The organism is Ureibacillus xyleni, assembly GCF_900217795.1.
Classification (GTDB): domain Bacteria; phylum Bacillota; class Bacilli; order Bacillales_A; family Planococcaceae; genus Ureibacillus; species Ureibacillus xyleni.
In genome coordinates this window covers 256,183-274,411 of record NZ_OBMQ01000003.1, presented here as the reverse complement: position 1 = coordinate 274,411, position 18,229 = coordinate 256,183, and the positions used below count along the sequence as shown (strand labels likewise).

Below are 18,229 nucleotides of genomic sequence, written 5' to 3'. Positions count from 1 at the left end.
ATAAAAATAACCGGGCATAACATTTACGCCCGGTTCACCTTATAAAGAGCCTGCACTCATACCAGCAATGCGTCCAGTAACAAGAGCACTTGTAATGTTATAGCCGCCAGTGTAACCGTGAATATCGAGAATTTCACCACAGAAGTATAATCCAGTTTTCATTTTTGAGGCCATTGTTTTTGGTTCGATTTCTTTTACAGATACACCGCCGCCAGTTACAAACGCCTTTTCTAAAGGAAGTGTTCCGTGTACATCCATCTCAAAACTTACTAATTCGCGAGCAAATGAACGGATTTTTTCTTGAGAAATTTCAGCAGCTACTTGTGAAGGATTAATATGTGCGCGCTCCATTAAAAATAATAGCCAACGTTCTGGGGCAATGCCTTTCCAACTATTTTTCAAAGCTTTTTTCGGGTCTTCTTTAATTAGTTTGTTTAAATATTGAAGACACGTTTCTTCATTAAATTCCGTCAAAGTGTGTATACGAATTCGAACAGGTGCCCCATTATTTTTTTTTCGTTCTTTTACGATAAATTGACTACAGCGCAAAATTGCAGGGCCACTTAAGCCGAAATGTGTAAAAAGCATGTCCATTTTATGAGTGACAATCGCTTTTCCTTTTTTATTTAAAACAGATACAGCGACATCACGTAAAGCTAATCCTTGCAACTCACGGGATTCAATAAATGATTCTTTTGATTTTACAGGGACTTCGGTTGGGTAAAGCTCCGTAACGGTATGACCAGCACGTTCTGCCCAAGGATACCCATCCCCAGTTGAACCTGTTTGAGGAACAGCTTTACCGCCAACAGCCACAACAACAGCTTTAGCTAGTAATTCGGTGCCGTCTTCTAGGCGAACACCTAATATCTTTTCATCATCCATTAATAACTTTGCGACAGATGTTTGTAAACGAATATCAACTTGGAGTCTTTTTAATTCTTTAACCAAGGCATCAACAACATCTTGAGCACGGTTTGACACAGGGAACATCCGGCCATGGTCTTCTTCTTTTAGTTTGACACCTAGTCCTTCAAAAAACTCAATGATATTTTCATTGTTATAAACAGTGAAAGGACTATATAAAAAACGACCATTTCCTGGAATATGCTTAATAATTTCGTCTACAGATAAGCGATTTGTGACGTTGCAGCGTCCGCCACCAGAAATTGCTAATTTTTTACCCAATTTATTGCTTTTTTCAATTAATAAAACTTTTTTCTTTTGTTCAGCAGCAGCAATCGCCGCCATTAAACCGGATGGACCTCCACCTATAACGATAACGTCTAACATATTTAATCTCACTTTCTAAATAATCATTTTCATAAAATGTTTCTATGTACACCATATTATACATAAATATGAAGAAACTATTTGAGTAAATTGTCTTTCAGATGTAAACTAACATGTAGATTCTTTTTCGAAACTCGAAGTCTTTAATTTTCGTCGACTATACTAAGTCGGCAATTATTTTTCTTATAAAACAAAAATACATAATTATCTCTACATTTTCATAAAGATTGGAATGTTTTTATGTCTTCATTGATGAAAGGAACTGCGATATTAACAATCGGATTGTTTCTCTCTAAAGTATTAGGTTTAATTTATCTGTTCCCATTCTATTCAATTGTTGGGAAAGAGAATATTGGATTATACCAATATGCCTATATTCCTTATAATATTATGCTCTCTGTGGCGATTTCAGGGCTGCCATTAGCGGTATCGAAATTTGTATCAAAATATAATTCCCTCGGTGATTATGAAGCTGGGAGGCGATTATTTAAATCTGGTGTATTAGTCATGGTTGTCACAGGTTTAATCTCCTTTATTATTTTAAATTTAATGGCAACTCCAATTGCAAGTGTTGTAATTAATGATAAAGAACAAATTTATAATGTAGAGCAAATTGCATCTGTTATACGTTGGGTAAGTTTTGCATTATTAGTTGTTCCTTTTATGAGTTTAGTAAGAGGATATTTCCAAGGGCATGATCATTACATGCCGACATCTGTATCCCAGTTAGTGGAACAAATTGTTCGGATTATTGTATTGCTAGGTGGCTCTTTTATTGTTGTGGTGCTTTTAAAGGGTACGCCAGAAACGGCAATTAAGTTTGCGGTATTTGCAGCATTTGTAGGAGCACTTGGTGGATTAGTTGTTCTTTATTATTATTGGAGAAAGTTAAAACCAGAATTTAATCATTTATTAGTTACTTCAGTGCCGACTGGAGATTTATCAACTAAAAATATTTACAAAGAAATTTTACAATATTCAATTCCAATTGTTTTTGTGGGACTTTCAAATCCACTATTTCAATTAGTGGATATGCTTACTTTCAATAGTGCGATGAATGAAATTGGGTTAGCGAAAGTAACAGATACGTATTTATCAATGTTAAATTTGTTAACCCATAAGATTGTCATCATCCCAGTTATGTTAGCAACAGGATTTTCAATGGCATTAATACCGACCATTACAAAATATTATACGCTTGGTGACTTTAATGGTCTTAAAGTTGCAATGAATAAAACGTATCAAGTTTTGTTGTTTATTACGATTCCGGCAAGTATTGGCATTATGATTTTAGCGCCTGATGTATACCATGTCCTATATGAACAAGATGAAATGGGTGCACTTGTATTAGCTCATTATGCGCCAGCTGCAATACTTTTTGCTTTGTTTTCTGTAACAGCTGCGATTTTACAGGGAATTGATTATCAAAAGTGGATTATTTTCAGTTTACTAACAGGATTATTAATAAAGCTTGTATTAAACGAACCACTTATCAAATTATTAGAAGTAGATGGAGCAATTTTAGCAACGGTGATTGGCTATATTGTTACAATTGTGATTAATATTCTTGTTATTCATAGAGTGCTTCAATATCGTTCGAAGTTAGTGTTTAGAAGAGTACTTTTAATTTGTATCTTAACCATTGTAATGGCGATTTCAGTTTTACTTGTGAATAAAGGATTATACCTCATTGCAGAGCCAACAAATAAAATGATTGCACTTGTTTATTTATTCATCTGTATCGTGGTAGGAGCAGCTGTTTATGGTTATGCTTCTTTCCGATTAGGTTTAGCACAAAAACTGTTAGGCGAAAGAATTTCTAAAATTGCCGGTAAGTTTGGGTTTAAGTAGGAGGTTTAAAGTTGCGGTTAGATAAATTATTAGCAAATATGGGGTTTGGATCTCGTAAAGAAGTAAAACAATTATTAAAGCAAAAAGCAGTAACGATTGATGGAGAAATAGTAAAAGATGCAAGCATTCATGTAAATACGGAAGTACAACAGGTGAGTGTATTTGGTGAAATTGTTCAATATACTGAATTTATTTATTTAATGATGAATAAACCTCCTGGAGTGATCTCAGCTACAGAAGACAGTTACGACCAGACAGTCATCGATTTACTAGATCCGCTTGCACAACACTTTAAACCTTTTCCTGTTGGACGTTTAGATAAAGATACAGAAGGATTATTACTAATTACAAATGACGGCCAGCTAGCGCATAATTTGCTTTCGCCTAAAAAGCATGTTCCAAAGACCTATTATGCTTTAATTGATGGGGAAGTAACAGAAGAGGACGTAGAAGCGTTTAAAATAGGTGTAGAATTAGATGATGGCTATGTAACGAAACCAGGAAAACTTGTTATATTAAAATCCGATAAAGAATCTGAAATTGAACTTACAATACAAGAAGGTAAATTTCATCAAGTTAAGCGGATGTTTGAATCTGTAGGAAAGAAAGTGACTTACTTGAAGAGATTGTCGATGGGGAGCTTAAAACTTGATGAAAGATTAGCTCTTGGTGAGTATCGTGAGTTAACGGAAGAAGAACTGGATCTTTTACAAGAAAACAATAAGAAAAAAGAATGACCCCGACGAAAGGTCATTCTTTTTTTATATGCGAATAAAGAAATTTGAAAAATCTAAGATGTCAATTTAACTTTTTTCTTCGTCGTTGTCCATTTACCTCGACTTGGACTAACTACCAAGTCGTTAAAGGCTAACACATTCAAATCTCTTTGAATGGTGCGAGGAGTGATGTTGAACTCTTCGACTAAATCCTGTGTAGACACTGTTCCCTTATCCAGGATAAACATGTACACGTCTTTAATACGATTAAGCATTCTGTCAGTAGTTGGTTTCATAAATGAACCACTCCTTCGATCTTAATTCTCATGGCAAAGACTAGCGGACGACTACATATAGAGGTGCTCTCAAAAGCTAATTAAATTGTTGCCTTGGACATCCCCTTTTTTTATAAAGTTTGTTGTCAATGTGTTACCTTGACAACGCAATTATATCAGTAAACTATTAATTTTTCCATAATTCTCAGTCAATTAATATAACTTTTACATAGAATTTTTTTAGTGGATGAAGTTATAGAAAATTCTGAACATTTTATAAGTAGTCGGGCCATCTTTATAGAGCATATGACATATCACCTCAAAATATGACTAAATTGCTTGTACTTTCTTTGAGAAAGAGTAAAATATTCGGTATTAATTAGTGAGGTGGTAGTTAATGGATTGGTTGAAGTTAGCACAATCTAGAGAAGAAGAGTTAATTCTTGAATTACAACAATTAATACAAATTGAGAGTGTACTAGATGAAGCAAATGCTACTAAAGATGCCCCATTTGGTCCAGGTCCATTAAAAGCTTTACAATATATGCTACAAAAAGGCGAAGAACTAGGATTTACAACAAAAAATGTAGATGAAGTTGCAGGACATATAGAGATGGGGCAAGGCGATGAATTGGTTGGTATACTATGTCATGTAGATGTAGTCCCAGCAGGAGATTCGTGGGTCTATCCGCCATTTAAAGGTGAAATAGTGGATGGTAAGCTATATGGTCGAGGGGCAATTGATGACAAAGGTCCGACAATTGCAGCATGGCTTGCAATGAAAATGATAAAAGATGAGCAAATTCCATTAAACAAACGAGTTCGTATGATTATTGGAACAGATGAAGAGAGTGGATTCCGTTGTGTGAATCATTACTTTAAAAATGAGGAAATGCCAAGTAACGGCTTTGCTCCTGATGCTGATTTTCCCCTTATCAATGCCGAAAAAGGGATTGCATTACTAGATTTTGAATTGAAGGAAAAGTTTAGCGAAAATGAACAATTAGTTGCTTTTCAATCAGGGCAACGTTCGAATATGGTACCTGATTTTGCAAAAGCAATTATTCAAAACGTCCAAGATGGGGTTGTGGATGATTTTGAGCAATTCCTAGAAAAAAATCTTATCCAAGGAACAATAAATAAAGAAGAGAATAAATATATTGTAACTGTTAAAGGGAAATCTGCTCATGCAATGGAGCCGGAAAAAGGAATTAATGCTGGGGTGCTCTTAGCAAAATTTTTAACACCTTATTTAAACACAACTGCTAGTAAACAGTTTGTTACGTTTATTGTAGAAGTGTTCGATGGCGATCACTATGGAACAACATTAAATTTAAATCACTTTGATGAAATGTCTGGTCAAACAACATTAAATCCGGGAGTTATTTTATTCCATCGTGAAAAGGGTGCTCGTATTCAAGTAAGTATGCGTTACTCGGTTACATATTCATTTGAAGAGAAGATTACAAAAGCTTCTCAACTTACTGCCGCTTTTGGATTTAGTCTTGATGTTGTTTCAAATTCAGCACCACATTATATTCCAGAAGAAGATTCACTTATCCAAACATTATTGTCTGTTTATCGAAAATATACAAATGACCATTCAAACCCATTATCAACTGGTGGTGGAACGTATGCGCGGGTAATGAAAAAAGGGGTTGCCTTTGGAATGCTCTTCCCGGGAGAACCTGATGTAGCGCATCAAGCAGACGAATATGTTGTCGTTGAGAACTTGATTAAGGCTGCAGCGATTTATGCCGAGGCAATCGTTGAGTTGGCAAAGTAACTAGAGTGGGAGTGAGTAACAATGGGATATTCTTTATGGAATGATAAAATTGTAAAAGATGATGAAATAGTAATTGATAAGGAAGACCGAGGTTATCAATTTGGGGATGGAGTTTACGAGGTAATTAAAGTTTATAATGGCGAAATGTTTACGGCAAAGGAACATATTGATCGCTTTTATGAAAGTGCAGAAAAGATCCATTTGACGATTCCGTATACAAAAGACAAATTACACATGTTATTACATGAATTAGTAGAAGCAAATGAGCTAAATACAGGTAATCTTTATTTTCAAATAACAAGAGGGACAGCTTCTCGAATCCACCATTTTCCTGGCGATACAGTTTTACCTGTTCTAACGGGCAATGTGAAAGAATCGCCTCGTCCCTTAGAAAATAAAGAAAAAGGTGTAAAAGCAACCTTTGTTGAAGATATTCGATGGTTACGCTGTGACATAAAATCGCTGAATCTATTAGGGGCTGTTTTAGCAAAACAACAGGCTCAAGAAAAAGGGTGTTATGAAGCCATTTTGCATCGTGGGGAAATCATTACAGAAGGTTCTTCTACAAATGTATTTGGTATTAAAGACGGTATATTATATACACACCCAATCGACAACTTCATTCTTAATGGCATTACACGTCGAGTAATCTTAACTTGTGCGAAGGAGATTCATTTACCAGTAAAAGAAGAGACATTCACAAAAGCTGAAATTTTACAAATGGATGAAGTTTTTGTATCTTCTACAACATCTGAGATTACACCTGTAATTGACATTGATGGTGTAAAAATTAATCATGCTGTCATTGGTGAATGGACACGTAAATTACAAACACAATTTGAAACAAAAATTCCAAATGATTTTCAAGTACTAGATATAATATAATTAAAATAGGTGGATTGTCGAAAACGGCTATCCACTATTTTTTTTTTACTTCCTCATGTAAAATTAAACTAACTGTAGTAGATAGGATAGGAGTGTTTTATTTGGCTCAATTAGTAAAACTTCAAGATTACATTTCAAGATATGAAACAGCATTAACAAGATATCCAACACAATTTGTTCGATTGAAACAAATTCAGTGGGAAAGAGTTAAAACTCAATGGATATCAGGAGAAGAACTTCCTGATTGGGAACATATAGAAACAGAAGCGGAAATTGAAGAGCCAAAAGAGCGTTTTACATTTTTGAAAAAATTAATGTTTAAAAGATCTGAAGCTGAGGAAGAAAATATTGAGGAAGTTGATGTGGAAAATGAGTTAATCGATAAAGATGAGGTCATCCCTGAAGATGAAACAACCACTTTATTTTTTGAGCCAAAAATCGTGTATCATCCTCAAACGTTAGAAGAATTAAAAGTGATGTTTTTAGATCAATTTTTCCATTTTCAAATTAAATGGGCAAGTTCAACTTTGCGGGAGAAATCTTATGTAGATCCAAAATTTTTACGAGATACATTGCTAAGAAATATACTTCAACAATTACCAGATAGTTATCTAATCTTTTATTATCCGATTATCAAAGTAAAAAAAGCACCTGTTGAATTAGATGTTGTCATTTTAACACCAACTGAATGTATTTGTATTACAGTGGTAGAACACGATAATATGGCTGTATATGTTGGAAACAGTGAACGCTTTTGGACAAAAAAAGTAGGAAAGATTGATAAAAAAATGCTTAATCCGCTAATTCAATTAAATCGAATGGAAGCTGTGGTTTCCCAAATTTTCACAGCTCATGAAGTGGACTTACCAATAAGAAAAGTATTACTTTCAAGAAATGGTTATTTTGATTATCCAGGTTCAATATATAATGTTCAGTTTATCGATAAAAGAGAATTTCCAAAATGGTTAATGCACCTGAAACGATCATCTTCTCCTATGAAGCGAATGCAAATGCATGCAGCTCAGGCAATTTTACACCAAGTTCAAACAACCTCATTTAACCGTGATATTTGGAATGTTGAAAATATAGAGGAGTAGTGGTGCGTGGAGTTACATTTTATCATCAATGAATTTGCCGGCAATGGAAAAGGGAAAATAGTTTGGCAAAAGTTAAGAAAGGAACTTAAATGTACCTATTCCTTCCATATTACAAAGTATAATGAACACGCAAAGGAAATCGCTCAACAGCTAAGTGAAGAAGCATCAGCAAATGGAGAAAATATTCTCATTATTGTTGTAGGTGGAGATGGTACCATTCATGGAGTGCTAAATGGAGTAATGGGTTTTCAAGATGTTTTCGTTGGTAATGTTGCGGCTGGTTCGGGCAATGATTTTTCCAGAGGTTATTTTTCATTTCAAACTGCCAAGCAAATTGAACAATTTATTTTGCAAAACGATTGTACATATAAAGAAATGGATAGTGGTGTTTTTAAAATAAATACTATCCAAAAATGTTTTATTAATAATGCTGGTATTGGTTTCGATGCCTTTGTAGCGAATCTTGCAAATCAATCCAAACTAAAAAAAGGATTGAATTCAGTAGGATTAGGAAAATTGAGTTATGTTTATTTTTTACTACATGGATTATTTAAGTTTAAGTTATTTGATTTAACCGTTTGTATAGAAGGTGTAGAAAAATCGTATAAAAATGTATGGTTTGTTACAATTTGCAACCAACCCTATTTTGGGGGAGGAATGAAAATTTCACCAAAATCAAAACCGGATGATGGATTGTTAGAAGTGATTCTTGTTCATAACTTATCTAGAATAAAGTTATTACTGTTATTTGTAACGGTATTTTTCGGAGCACATACCCGCTTAAAGGCAGTGGTTCAAACCAGTGCTGTAAATGTGAAGATAAGTGTTAAAGAACAAATTCTCTGCCATACTGACGGGGAAATAATCGATACTTCAACAAAAAACTCTTTAATAGAATTTGAGGTACAGCCAAAAAGTTGGAATTTAGCGAAAGAAAAGTAGCGATATTATGGAATTAGTAGATAATTAAGTTATAATATAAGAAATTTAATGGGCATGAACGTTTATCTACATCAGTTCAACCATCTTCAAATAAAATGAACAGCAAAGAAAAGAGGAACATGTAAGTGAGATTACGAAATAAACCTTGGGCAGAAGAATTTATCAATAGCCATCCAGAAATTATTATTCCAACCCCCGAAAACTATAAAGGCAAGTGGAATGAAGCTTTTGGAAATAATAACCCATTACATATTGAAGTAGGAACAGGGAAAGGTCAATTTGTTACTGGAATGGCACAAGCAAACCCTGAAATTAATTATATTGGAATTGAATTATATGATAGTGTCATCGTTAGTGCACTAGAAAAGGTAATAGCAGCTAACACACCGCCAAATCTACGTTTACTAAAAGTGAATGGAGCAGATTTGGCTAAGTACTTCACAAAAAATGATGTTAGTCGTGTTTATTTGAATTTCTCCGATCCTTGGCCAAAAACGCGCCATGCTAAACGTCGCTTGACTCATGAGGGATTTTTGAAATTGTATGAATCGATTTTAATTGATAATGGGGAAATTCACTTTAAAACAGATAATCGTGGTTTATTTGAATTCTCTCTAATAAGTATGTCTGAATATGGGATGCTGTTAAAATTTGTATCACTCAATTTACATGCAGATGAGCCTAAGGACAATATCATGACCGAATATGAAGAGAAGTTTTCCGCAAAAGGTCAACCGATATATAGGTTAGAATCTCAATTTATTTCAAAAGCATGACCAATTGTGTACTGTGCGATAATTTTATAAAAAGTCGCTAACATACAAAGTTTTAGGGAAAAGGGGAGAAATGAATGGATCAACTTCAATTTCACAATATGCAGTTAACATGGCTCAATGGGGGAGTCACTTCTTTAGATGGCGGAGCAATGTTTGGCGTAGTACCAAAACCACTTTGGTCAAGAAAATATCCCGTAAATGAAAAAAATCAAGTTGAATTAGCATGTGAACCAATTCTTATACAGTTTGAGGGAAAAAACTACTTAATCGATAGTGGAGTTGGGTTTAATAAGTTAACAGAAAAACAGCTTCGTAACTATGGAGTAACAGAAGAATCAACCGTTTTAGAGAGCTTACAAGAACTAGGGTTAAAAGCAGCGGATATTGATGTTGTTTTAATGACGCATATGCATTTTGATCATGCTAGTGGGTTAACTCATTGGGAAGGGGAAACACTTGTATCAACTTTCCCAAATGCGAAAATTTATACAACTGAAGTAGAGTGGAATGAAATGCGTAATCCGAATATCCGTTCGAAAAATACGTATTGGAAAGAAAATTGGGAACCAATCCAACATCAAGTCGAAACTTTTTCAGGTTCAATTACAATCACATCAGGAATTGAATTGATTCATACAGGTGGACATAGTGATGGACATGCAATTATTAAGTTAACTCAAAATGGGGAAACAATGCTTCATATGGCAGATATTATGGCTACCCATGCTCATCAAAATCCATTGTGGGTAATGGCGTATGATGATTATCCTATGACAAGTGTCTTTGCAAAAGAAAAAATTATGAAAGAAGCATTGGCAAATAGTTATAAATTTATTTTTTATCATGATGCATATTATCGTATGATTCAATGGACACCGGATGGAAAAGAAGTGCTTTCATCGTTAAAACGAACAAAAGAGACTAAAATTCCATATGAAGTGAAAGCATAAAAAAAGCGGGGTAAAGTTACTACTAACTTTATCCCGTTTTAAGTTTCCTAAATTTTATAAAGGACTATACAGATTACAATTTGTCCAGCTTTAAAGTAATTGTATTTTAAAAGATTCCCTTAAGATTTTACTAACTCCACAATTACACCAGACCTTGCGTCTGCAGCGAATTCAAAAGTCTCCAACTCTCCATCAATCACTCTCGAAATTCCGCCCCGATAAACCGGAATGGTCGAAATGCCATTATTAAAATCTTCAGGTTTCATAAAAATCCAAGAACCATCAATTGGAGTTTCTTTTTTAAATTCAAATTTTACATTGTTTAATACTTGATTAGCAGGTAAAAATGGTGAAATTCTTTCGGATGCTTCTTTAATAATGACTGCTGCAGCTAAACCTGTTGCTACACCAATTAAAAAATCTCGTAATTTCATATGCCATCCTCCTTTAAACTATCCCTTATTTTAACATCAAATATAGAAGAAGTCTTGTTATTCGTTACAACAACTAATTGGACTTAAGGTGGTTTTTTTAAGTTTTATATTACTAGTTTATAAAATTTAATAATTTAAAATTAGTGGATTTTTATATATAATAGAAATATGGTAAAAATACTCAATGGTAGCAAATTTTTGTAAAATAATATTACCTTGGATGATTTTTAGTTCAATCTTTCGACTACGGAAAAAGGGAGGGAGAACATTTGAATTATATAAAAGTTGTAATTGTTGAAGATGACCCTAAAATAGTAGAGATATTAACAGTATATTTGGAAAAAGAACAATATCGTGTATATACTGCCCTAAATGCTGTTGATGGAATTAATTTAATATCGAATATTCAGCCTGATGTATTATTACTTGATGTAAATTTACCTGATCAAAATGGCTTTGAACTTGCGAAAAAATACCGACTACAATCAGATGATGGTATTTTATTTTTTATTACAGGCGAAAAAGCGAAGGAGAAATTAATAAAAGGTTTTGAAGTCGGTTGTGATGATTATATTACTAAACCATTTGATCCAACAGAAGTGGTTGTTAGATTAAAAGCAAACTTAAGAAGATTAGAAAAAAATGACCCGAACATTATTAGAATCGGCAGTTTAGTAGTTAATTTTAAAGATGCAACGGTAACGAAAGATGGAAGTTTTCTTGCCCTATCAATAAAGGAAAAAATGCTGTTATTCTATATGATGAAAAATCCGAATCAAGTTCTAACAACTGAATTGTTGTACGACACAATCTGGGGTTATGACTCTATTTCAGACTTAAAAACGGTTACAGTTCATATTAGTACATTACGGAAAAAAATAGAAGAAAATCCGAATAAACCTCAATATATTAAAACTGTCCGTGGATTTGGGTACAAATTTGTCTATTAAATTTACTAGGTGGTGCATATGAAAAGAAATACCTTTGTTGCTTTTAGCTGTTTTCTCGGTTTATTATTTTTTTGTTTTCTACCAAATACGAATGTGTATGGAGCTACAATAAAAGCTACAAATGGAGTTTTAGATTTAAGTAATAGTAAAATTTCTAAGCATAAATTGTCTGGGCAATGGGAATTTTATTGGAATGAATTAATACCCCCTAAAGCCCTAAAAAAAAGGGTAAGTCCAAAGATTTATACACCAATTCCACACCAATGGAAAGATGTCATACATAACGGACAAAAACTATCTAGCTTTGGATATGCCACTTATCGACTACAAATTATTTTACCTGATAACGAAGTAGGAACTGTAAAGGCAATTTCTTTACCGAATATCGCCTCTAACTATAAAGTGTGGGTAAATGGAGAATTAATGGCTGAGGCAGGACAAGTTGGTGTAACTGAAAAAACTTCCATTCCAGCAAACTCTTCCATATTATTTTCATTTGTTCCTCATGAGAAAACAATAGAGCTCGTCTTACATGTTTCAAATTTTTCCCAAAGAAAAAGCGGGATATGGTCATATATAGAATTTGGTAATCAACAAGAAATTATAAATAAATCATTAAATTATTCTATAATCAATGGTTTTCTTGTAGGAAGTTTACTAATCATTGGTGTTTACCATTTCGTAATGTATTTGTTTAGAACGAAAGAAATACTCAATTTATTTTTTAGTATGACCTGTATTGCATTAGTATTTCGCATTCTCTTTTTAGAAGGAAATATGTCGAGTCTTGTTTTTCCAAACGCACCGTGGGAAATCAAACAAAAAGTTGAATATATAAGTTCATTTATTTCCATGACGTTTTTCAATTATTATTTGCATTATTTTTTAGGTTTCAAATTGCGGACCATTTATTTAAAAGGTGTTTGTATCTTCCACATTTTACTGAGTCTTTTTGTATTGTTAACACCAGGAAAGATTAGTACCTTAATATTACCTTACTATTCAGTTGTTCTGATTATTATTTTTTTCAATTTAGTATTGCTCTCTAGTTACGTATTGCGTACTAAAGATAGAACATATCAATTTAACTTTATTGCAATTTCAATATTTTTTATTTTTATTGTGAATGATGTTTTATATTATTTAAACTTTATTCAAAGTGTTGACTTAGTACCAATAGGATTATTACTATATATCTTTTTACAAGCGATTTTATTATCTATAAGAATTTCAAAATCGTTTAATCATGAAGAGCAATTAAAAGAAGAGTTAACGAAAATTAATAGTAACCTGGAAACAGAAGTGGAAAATCGTACAAAAGAAATTGTTCAAATAAATAATCAATTACAGCATGCTCTCAATGCCCGGCTCGATTTAATTAGTAGCATTTCACATGAAATGAGAAGTCCATTAACAACAATAAAAAGTTATACTAAAGGAATCATCGATGGAATTATTAATGACGAATATAAAAAACATTCAAAAACCATTTATGAAGAGACAATTTTTATGGAACGTATGCTAGATGATTTATTTGAATTATCTCTATTGGAGCTTGAACAGTATAAATTTTACTTTGAGCTAGTTGAACCAGTTCCCTATTTTAAGAAATTATTTCAGAAGTATCATTATGAAGTTACCCAATCAAAACTGGACTTTAAATTAGAAGTGAGAACGAATAAACAAGTTCAAATAAATATTGACACAATACGTATGGAACAAGTTTTTATTAACTTAATACGTAATGCATTAAAGAATACAAATGAAGGTAGTATTACTGTAGAAATCAATTGTGATTTTGATTTCGTATCTGTCTCTATTATTGATACAGGAGTAGGAATAGACCCACAAATGATTCCGGCGATATTTACAAAATTTATTAAAATGAATAATGAAAAAAATATGAAGAGTTCAGGAATTGGCTTATCTATTTGTAAAGAAATAGTAAAAACACATGGTGGGGAAATGAATGTGACAAGTTCCTTAGGTCATGGAAGTAATTTTACATTTACAATTCCAGCGATTCATACATTATCTTGTGAGGATAAACAAACTATTTTAGAACATGCTTAAAATAAAGTGCAAACAAAAAGATGGAAGAAAAATGTGGTAAAATAAGAGCGATTGAATTTAAAAACAGGGAGTGTTCTTGGTTGAATACTGAAACATTACAATTATTTAAAACTTTAACGGAATTACCCGGTGCTCCTGGTGATGAAACGAGTGTCCGCCAATTTATGCGCAGTGAACTCGAACGATATTCTGATGAAATCATTCAGGATAATTTAGGTGGCATCTTTGGGTTTAGAAAATCCGAAAATGACAATGCTCCCAAAATTTTAGTTGCAGGGCATATGGATGAAGTTTCATTTATGGTATCTAATATTACAGAAAACGGGATGACTAGATTCCAAACTTTAGGTGGTTGGTCAAACCAAGTATTACAAGCCCAAAGAGTGACTATTTATACAAAGTCCCGAGAAATTCCAGGAGTTATTGCATCAATCCCACCCCATTTACTAAGAGGCACAGATAAAAATAAACCTACAGATATAAAAGATATGCTCATTGATGTTGGGGCAGATAATAAACAAGATGCATTAGAGATGGGCATTAGACCTGGGCAATCCATCATTCCAATTTGTCCATTCACAATCATGGCAAATCCTAAAAAAATTATGGCAAAAGCTTGGGATAATCGGTATGGTTGTGGGTTAGCGATTGAACTACTAAAAGAACTGAAAGATGAAAAAGTGGTTAATCATTTATATTCAGGTGCCAATGTAATGGAAGAGGTTGGTTTACGTGGCGCTCAAGTTTCAGCAAATATGATTCAGCCAGATTTATTCTTTGCACTAGATGCCTCGGCAGCAAATGATACAACAGGTGATAAAACACAGTTTGGACAATTAGGAAAGGGTACGCTTTTACGTATTTATGATCCAACAATGGTAACACACAGAGGTTTACGTGAATTCGTCCTAGACACTGCCGAAACAAATAACATTCCATATCAATATTTTGTTTCACAAGGTGGAACAGATGCCGGAAGAGTTCATACGTTACAAAAAGGGATTCCAAGTACAGTTATTGGTATTTGCTCGCGTTATATTCATACAGCTGCTTCTATTATCCATGTAGATGATTATGCTGCTGCGAAAGAACTACTTGTAAAACTCATTAGAACTTTAGACCGAACAACAGTTGAAACCATAATAAACAACGCTTAAAATAAGTAAGTAAAAAGATGCCAAGAATAGATGGCATCTTTTTTCTTGGCAAAAACGTCTAATTAATACGTAAATTTATAATTTCGGAGTTGAAATTCATGAAAATCGCAATTGGAACTAGAAATAAGGCAAAAACAGCTGCTATTGTAAATGTAGTTAAGAAACATTTTGAAGATGTATCTTTTGAACAATTTTCTGTTGGATCAAACGTTTCTGAGCAACCATTTTCTAATGAAGAAACTCGCCAAGGAGCAATTAATCGCGCATTAAATACATTAAAAGTTGCTAATGCTGATTTGAACTTTGGGCTTGAAGGTGGAGTTTATGAAGTAGATGGGTTAATGTATTGTTGTAATTGGGGAGCAGTTGCCTTGCAAGATGGAACAGTTTTATCTTGCGCAGGCGCACAATTTGTATTGCCTGAAGAAATTGCTATTGAATTACGAGCAGGTAAAGAATTAGGTCCGGTAATGGATGAATATACAAAAGAAAAAGAGACACGTCATCATTCTGGGGCAATTGGTGTATTTACAGCTGGGTTAATAAATCGTACAGAAATGTTTGAACATATCGTCAAACTTCTTATCGGTCAATATCTGTGTTACAAAGAAAATATTTTATAGCCATATCTTAAAATTACGAGAAAGAGAGGATACATATGAAATTGAAATGGGTTCATGTAGCTATATTGATAATCGTTACATTGGTTTTAACTGGGTGCGGTAAAACTGTAGATGAACAAGTTGAACTGGGGATAACAAGTGCAGAAACTGTATTCAAAGATAATTCAAACAAACCAAATAAAACTATTGGAGAGATTCAGTTGTTTGTACCATCTGGCTATAGTGCGAAAGAGAGTGAAGATCTTAATAATTTAATACTAACAAAAGGAAAAGACCAGTATTTACTTTTCGTCAATGAATATGAAAAACAAGATAGCAAGTTACATTATGAACTATTGAAAAAAGATTCTTCTAAAAAAGTGATTAAAGAAGAAACAATAGAGTCAGATGGCGCTTTTGGCTTTGCTGCAGTTATTGAAGTTGATGAAGACCATTATGAGTTAATTACAAGCAGTGGCGGGGCTAAAATATCAACAATTTCTGAAGACAAAAAAATCGATGAAAAATTAGCAAATATGATGGCTATTACTCGTTCTGTTGAATTAATCGATTAATAAACATTCACTTAGGACAAACTAATCGACTAGTAAATCAAACTTTTGTACAATACATTAGGATAAATACTTTAATGATTACGGTTCACATATTGGTGAGCCGTTTATTTTTAAAATGGGGCTTCAATTCCTATAAAAGTGTAAAAGAGGAGTTAACAAATGAAATCAAAGCAACTAGTTGAACAGTTAAAATTGCGTCTTGGTACTGAACATTTTGAATATATATTTGATCAAGAAAAAGAGACTTTGCGTTTAAATCATAAGTTTTTAAATAGAGGAATGGAACTTGCATTATCGGATGTTTTAGCTAAATATCATACAATAAAAGAAAAGGCCATTGATGAAGTGGTTTATACGATTGGGCAAACTTTTGAAGCGATGGAGAAAGAACATAAAGAAGGATTTCATGATTTATCTCTCGTATATCCTGTTGTAAGATCCACTTCTTTTCCTTTAAAATCAAATGATGGACATCCTTTCATTACAACAAATCACACTGCTGAAACTCGTATTTTTTACGCCCTTGATTTAGGGACAACCTATCGCTTAATTGATGAATCGATGTTGGAAAAATTACAAGTTTCATCTAATCAAATTCGAGAAGCTGCCCGTTTTTCAGTTAGAAAATTACCAACTGACACGAAAAAAGATGAAGTAGCAGGAAATGTTTTTTATTTTATCAATCATAATGATGGATATGATGCTAGCCGAATATTAAATGAAACATTTCTAAAAGAGATGGAACAACAAATTGAAGGGGATATGACATTATCTGTTCCTCATCAAGATGTGTTAATTATTGGTGATATTCGAAATGAAGTAGGGTATGATGTATTAGCACAAATGACGATGCATTTCTTTACAGTAGGTACAGTGCCAATCACTTCATTATCTTTTGTATATGAAAAAGGCGAATTAGAGCCGATATTTATATTGGCCAAAAATAAAGTGAAAAAGGAGCAAGATGAAAAATGATTATAAGTTATAACAAACCACATGTTGGAGACGTATTACTAGTGCAACTAGCGTCAGAAAGTATTGTAAACACAGAAGTAGAAAAAGTTGGAGATGTTGCAATTTTAAAAGAAAAAGCAACAGGTGAAATCAAAGCGTTTAATTTGTTTAATGCAAGTAAGTATTTACAATTAGAGGTGCAAGGAAATGTTGAAGTAAGCCCTGAACTAGTTGAAAAATTAGAGGCGGCCATCAAAGAAAACGGCGCAACTATTTCACTAGATGTAGATTTCACACCGAAATTTGTTGTAGGCTATGTAGAAGAAAAAGAGAAACATCCAAATGCAGATAAACTTAGCATTTGTAAAGTCAATGTGGGAGATGAAGTTCTTCAAATCGTATGTGGCGCACCAAATGTTGAAGCTGGCCAGAAAGTAGTGGTTGCAAAAATTGGTGCTGTAATGCCTTCAGGGTTAGTTATTAAACATTCAGAATTACGAGGTGTTGCTTCAAGTGGAATGCTTTGCTCTGCAAAAGAGTTAGCGATTCCAAATGCGCCTTCTGCAAAAGGTATTTTAGTACTAAATTATGATGCAGAGGTTGGAGCACCATTTGAAATTCCTTCCACTCTTTAATTCGAAAATCTAGAGTGTCCTTGAAGTGTAGGACAACCTTTGTGGAACGAATAAAAATTAATACAAACTGTATACTTAAGTTTAAGGACGTCTAAAATTATTACTTTTAGACGTCCTTTATTCTTTTAACTAAATGTTGCACCATTGTTATAATATTGCAATGAATATGTGGTATGATTTTGATATACATTGAAATCTGTATAATTATGTATGGGTATTTTTATATTAATCTAAATATATTCACATAGAAAAAAATCTATTATATATCTCTTTATGGT

At 33.2% G+C, this 18,229-nt stretch carries 18 protein-coding genes; 15 read left to right on the top strand and 3 right to left on the bottom strand.

The genetic code is table 11. The features are described 5' to 3' along the window. Positions 1-39: 39 nt before the first annotated feature. Positions 40-1,293 carry a BaiN/RdsA family NAD(P)/FAD-dependent oxidoreductase gene (locus CRO00_RS06865; RefSeq protein ID WP_097072938.1) on the bottom strand — a complete coding sequence of 418 codons (1,254 nt, stop codon included), beginning with the start codon at positions 1,291-1,293 and terminating at the stop codon, positions 40-42. A 240-nt stretch (positions 1,294-1,533) separates the two neighbouring features. On the opposite strand from CRO00_RS06865, the gene CRO00_RS06860 reads away from it, so the two are divergent. Beyond that, positions 1,534-3,144, top strand: coding sequence for a putative polysaccharide biosynthesis protein (locus tag CRO00_RS06860; RefSeq protein WP_097072937.1), 1,611 nt, complete (start codon positions 1,534-1,536; stop codon positions 3,142-3,144). An 11-nt stretch (positions 3,145-3,155) separates the two neighbouring features. Further along, positions 3,156-3,881 carry a pseudouridine synthase gene (locus CRO00_RS06855; protein ID WP_097072936.1) on the top strand — a complete coding sequence of 242 codons (726 nt, stop codon included), beginning with the start codon at positions 3,156-3,158 and terminating at the stop codon, positions 3,879-3,881. Between the two features lie 53 nt (positions 3,882-3,934). Here the strand turns inward: CRO00_RS06855 and CRO00_RS06850 are convergent, their stop codons facing one another. Next, positions 3,935-4,156, bottom strand: a complete 222-nt coding sequence (locus CRO00_RS06850; protein ID WP_097072935.1) for a DeoR family transcriptional regulator — start codon at positions 4,154-4,156, stop codon at positions 3,935-3,937. A gap of 376 nt (positions 4,157-4,532) precedes the next feature. On the opposite strand from CRO00_RS06850, the gene pepV reads away from it, so the two are divergent. The 6 genes from pepV (at position 4,533) to CRO00_RS06820 (ending at position 10,571) form a co-directional block, all read left to right on the top strand. Further along, the gene (pepV, locus tag CRO00_RS06845) at positions 4,533-5,921 is read left to right on the top strand and encodes a dipeptidase PepV (RefSeq protein ID WP_097072934.1); all 1,389 of its coding nucleotides are present in this window, start codon (positions 4,533-4,535) and stop codon (positions 5,919-5,921) included. A gap of 21 nt (positions 5,922-5,942) precedes the next feature. Then, positions 5,943-6,806 carry a D-amino-acid transaminase gene (dat, locus tag CRO00_RS06840; protein ID WP_097072933.1) on the top strand — a complete coding sequence of 288 codons (864 nt, stop codon included), beginning with the start codon at positions 5,943-5,945 and terminating at the stop codon, positions 6,804-6,806. A 101-nt stretch (positions 6,807-6,907) separates the two neighbouring features. After that, positions 6,908-7,903, top strand: a complete 996-nt coding sequence (locus CRO00_RS06835) for a nuclease-related domain-containing protein (RefSeq protein WP_097072932.1) — start codon at positions 6,908-6,910, stop codon at positions 7,901-7,903. A 6-nt stretch (positions 7,904-7,909) separates the two neighbouring features. After that, positions 7,910-8,845 carry a diacylglycerol/lipid kinase family protein gene (locus tag CRO00_RS06830; protein WP_097072931.1) on the top strand — a complete coding sequence of 312 codons (936 nt, stop codon included), beginning with the start codon at positions 7,910-7,912 and terminating at the stop codon, positions 8,843-8,845. Between the two features lie 125 nt (positions 8,846-8,970). Beyond that, positions 8,971-9,621: a tRNA (guanosine(46)-N7)-methyltransferase TrmB gene (trmB, locus tag CRO00_RS06825; RefSeq protein WP_097072930.1), complete on the top strand. Its 651-nt coding sequence runs from the start codon at positions 8,971-8,973 to the stop codon at positions 9,619-9,621. 74 nt (positions 9,622-9,695) lie between these two features. After that, complete coding sequence (locus tag CRO00_RS06820; protein WP_097072929.1) at positions 9,696-10,571, top strand: YtnP family quorum-quenching lactonase; 876 nt, start codon at positions 9,696-9,698, stop codon at positions 10,569-10,571. 119 nt (positions 10,572-10,690) lie between these two features. Here CRO00_RS06820 and CRO00_RS06815 read toward each other — a convergent pair whose 3' ends face one another. Continuing rightward, a complete protein-coding gene (locus CRO00_RS06815) occupies positions 10,691-11,005 on the bottom strand; it encodes a hypothetical protein (protein WP_097072928.1) in 315 nt (104 codons plus the stop codon). Between the two features lie 269 nt (positions 11,006-11,274). On the opposite strand from CRO00_RS06815, the gene CRO00_RS06810 reads away from it, so the two are divergent. The 7 genes from CRO00_RS06810 to ytpR all read left to right on the top strand — a co-directional run bounded on the left by CRO00_RS06810 (position 11,275) and on the right by ytpR (position 17,951). After that, positions 11,275-11,955, top strand: coding sequence for a response regulator transcription factor (locus CRO00_RS06810; RefSeq protein ID WP_097072927.1), 681 nt, complete (start codon positions 11,275-11,277; stop codon positions 11,953-11,955). Between the two features lie 18 nt (positions 11,956-11,973). Beyond that, complete coding sequence (locus CRO00_RS06805) at positions 11,974-14,028, top strand: sensor histidine kinase (RefSeq protein ID WP_097072926.1); 2,055 nt, start codon at positions 11,974-11,976, stop codon at positions 14,026-14,028. Between the two features lie 80 nt (positions 14,029-14,108). After that, positions 14,109-15,185 carry a M42 family metallopeptidase gene (locus tag CRO00_RS06800; RefSeq protein WP_097072925.1) on the top strand — a complete coding sequence of 359 codons (1,077 nt, stop codon included), beginning with the start codon at positions 14,109-14,111 and terminating at the stop codon, positions 15,183-15,185. Positions 15,186-15,283: 98 nt separating this feature from the next. Continuing rightward, complete coding sequence (locus CRO00_RS06795) at positions 15,284-15,808, top strand: DUF84 family protein (protein ID WP_097072924.1); 525 nt, start codon at positions 15,284-15,286, stop codon at positions 15,806-15,808. Positions 15,809-15,843: 35 nt separating this feature from the next. Continuing rightward, entirely contained in the window at positions 15,844-16,362 is a 519-nt protein-coding gene (locus CRO00_RS06790) for a hypothetical protein (RefSeq protein WP_097072923.1), read from the top strand. A gap of 159 nt (positions 16,363-16,521) precedes the next feature. Then, on the top strand, positions 16,522-17,337 hold the full coding sequence (locus CRO00_RS06785) for a DUF1444 domain-containing protein (protein ID WP_097072922.1): 816 nt from the start codon (positions 16,522-16,524) through the stop codon (positions 17,335-17,337). Continuing rightward, positions 17,334-17,951 (top strand): YtpR family tRNA-binding protein, encoded by a 618-nt coding sequence (gene ytpR, locus CRO00_RS06780; protein ID WP_097072921.1) that lies wholly within the window; start codon positions 17,334-17,336, stop codon positions 17,949-17,951. Before CRO00_RS06785 ends, ytpR begins: the two co-directional genes overlap by 4 nt. Positions 17,952-18,229 lie beyond the last annotated feature (278 nt).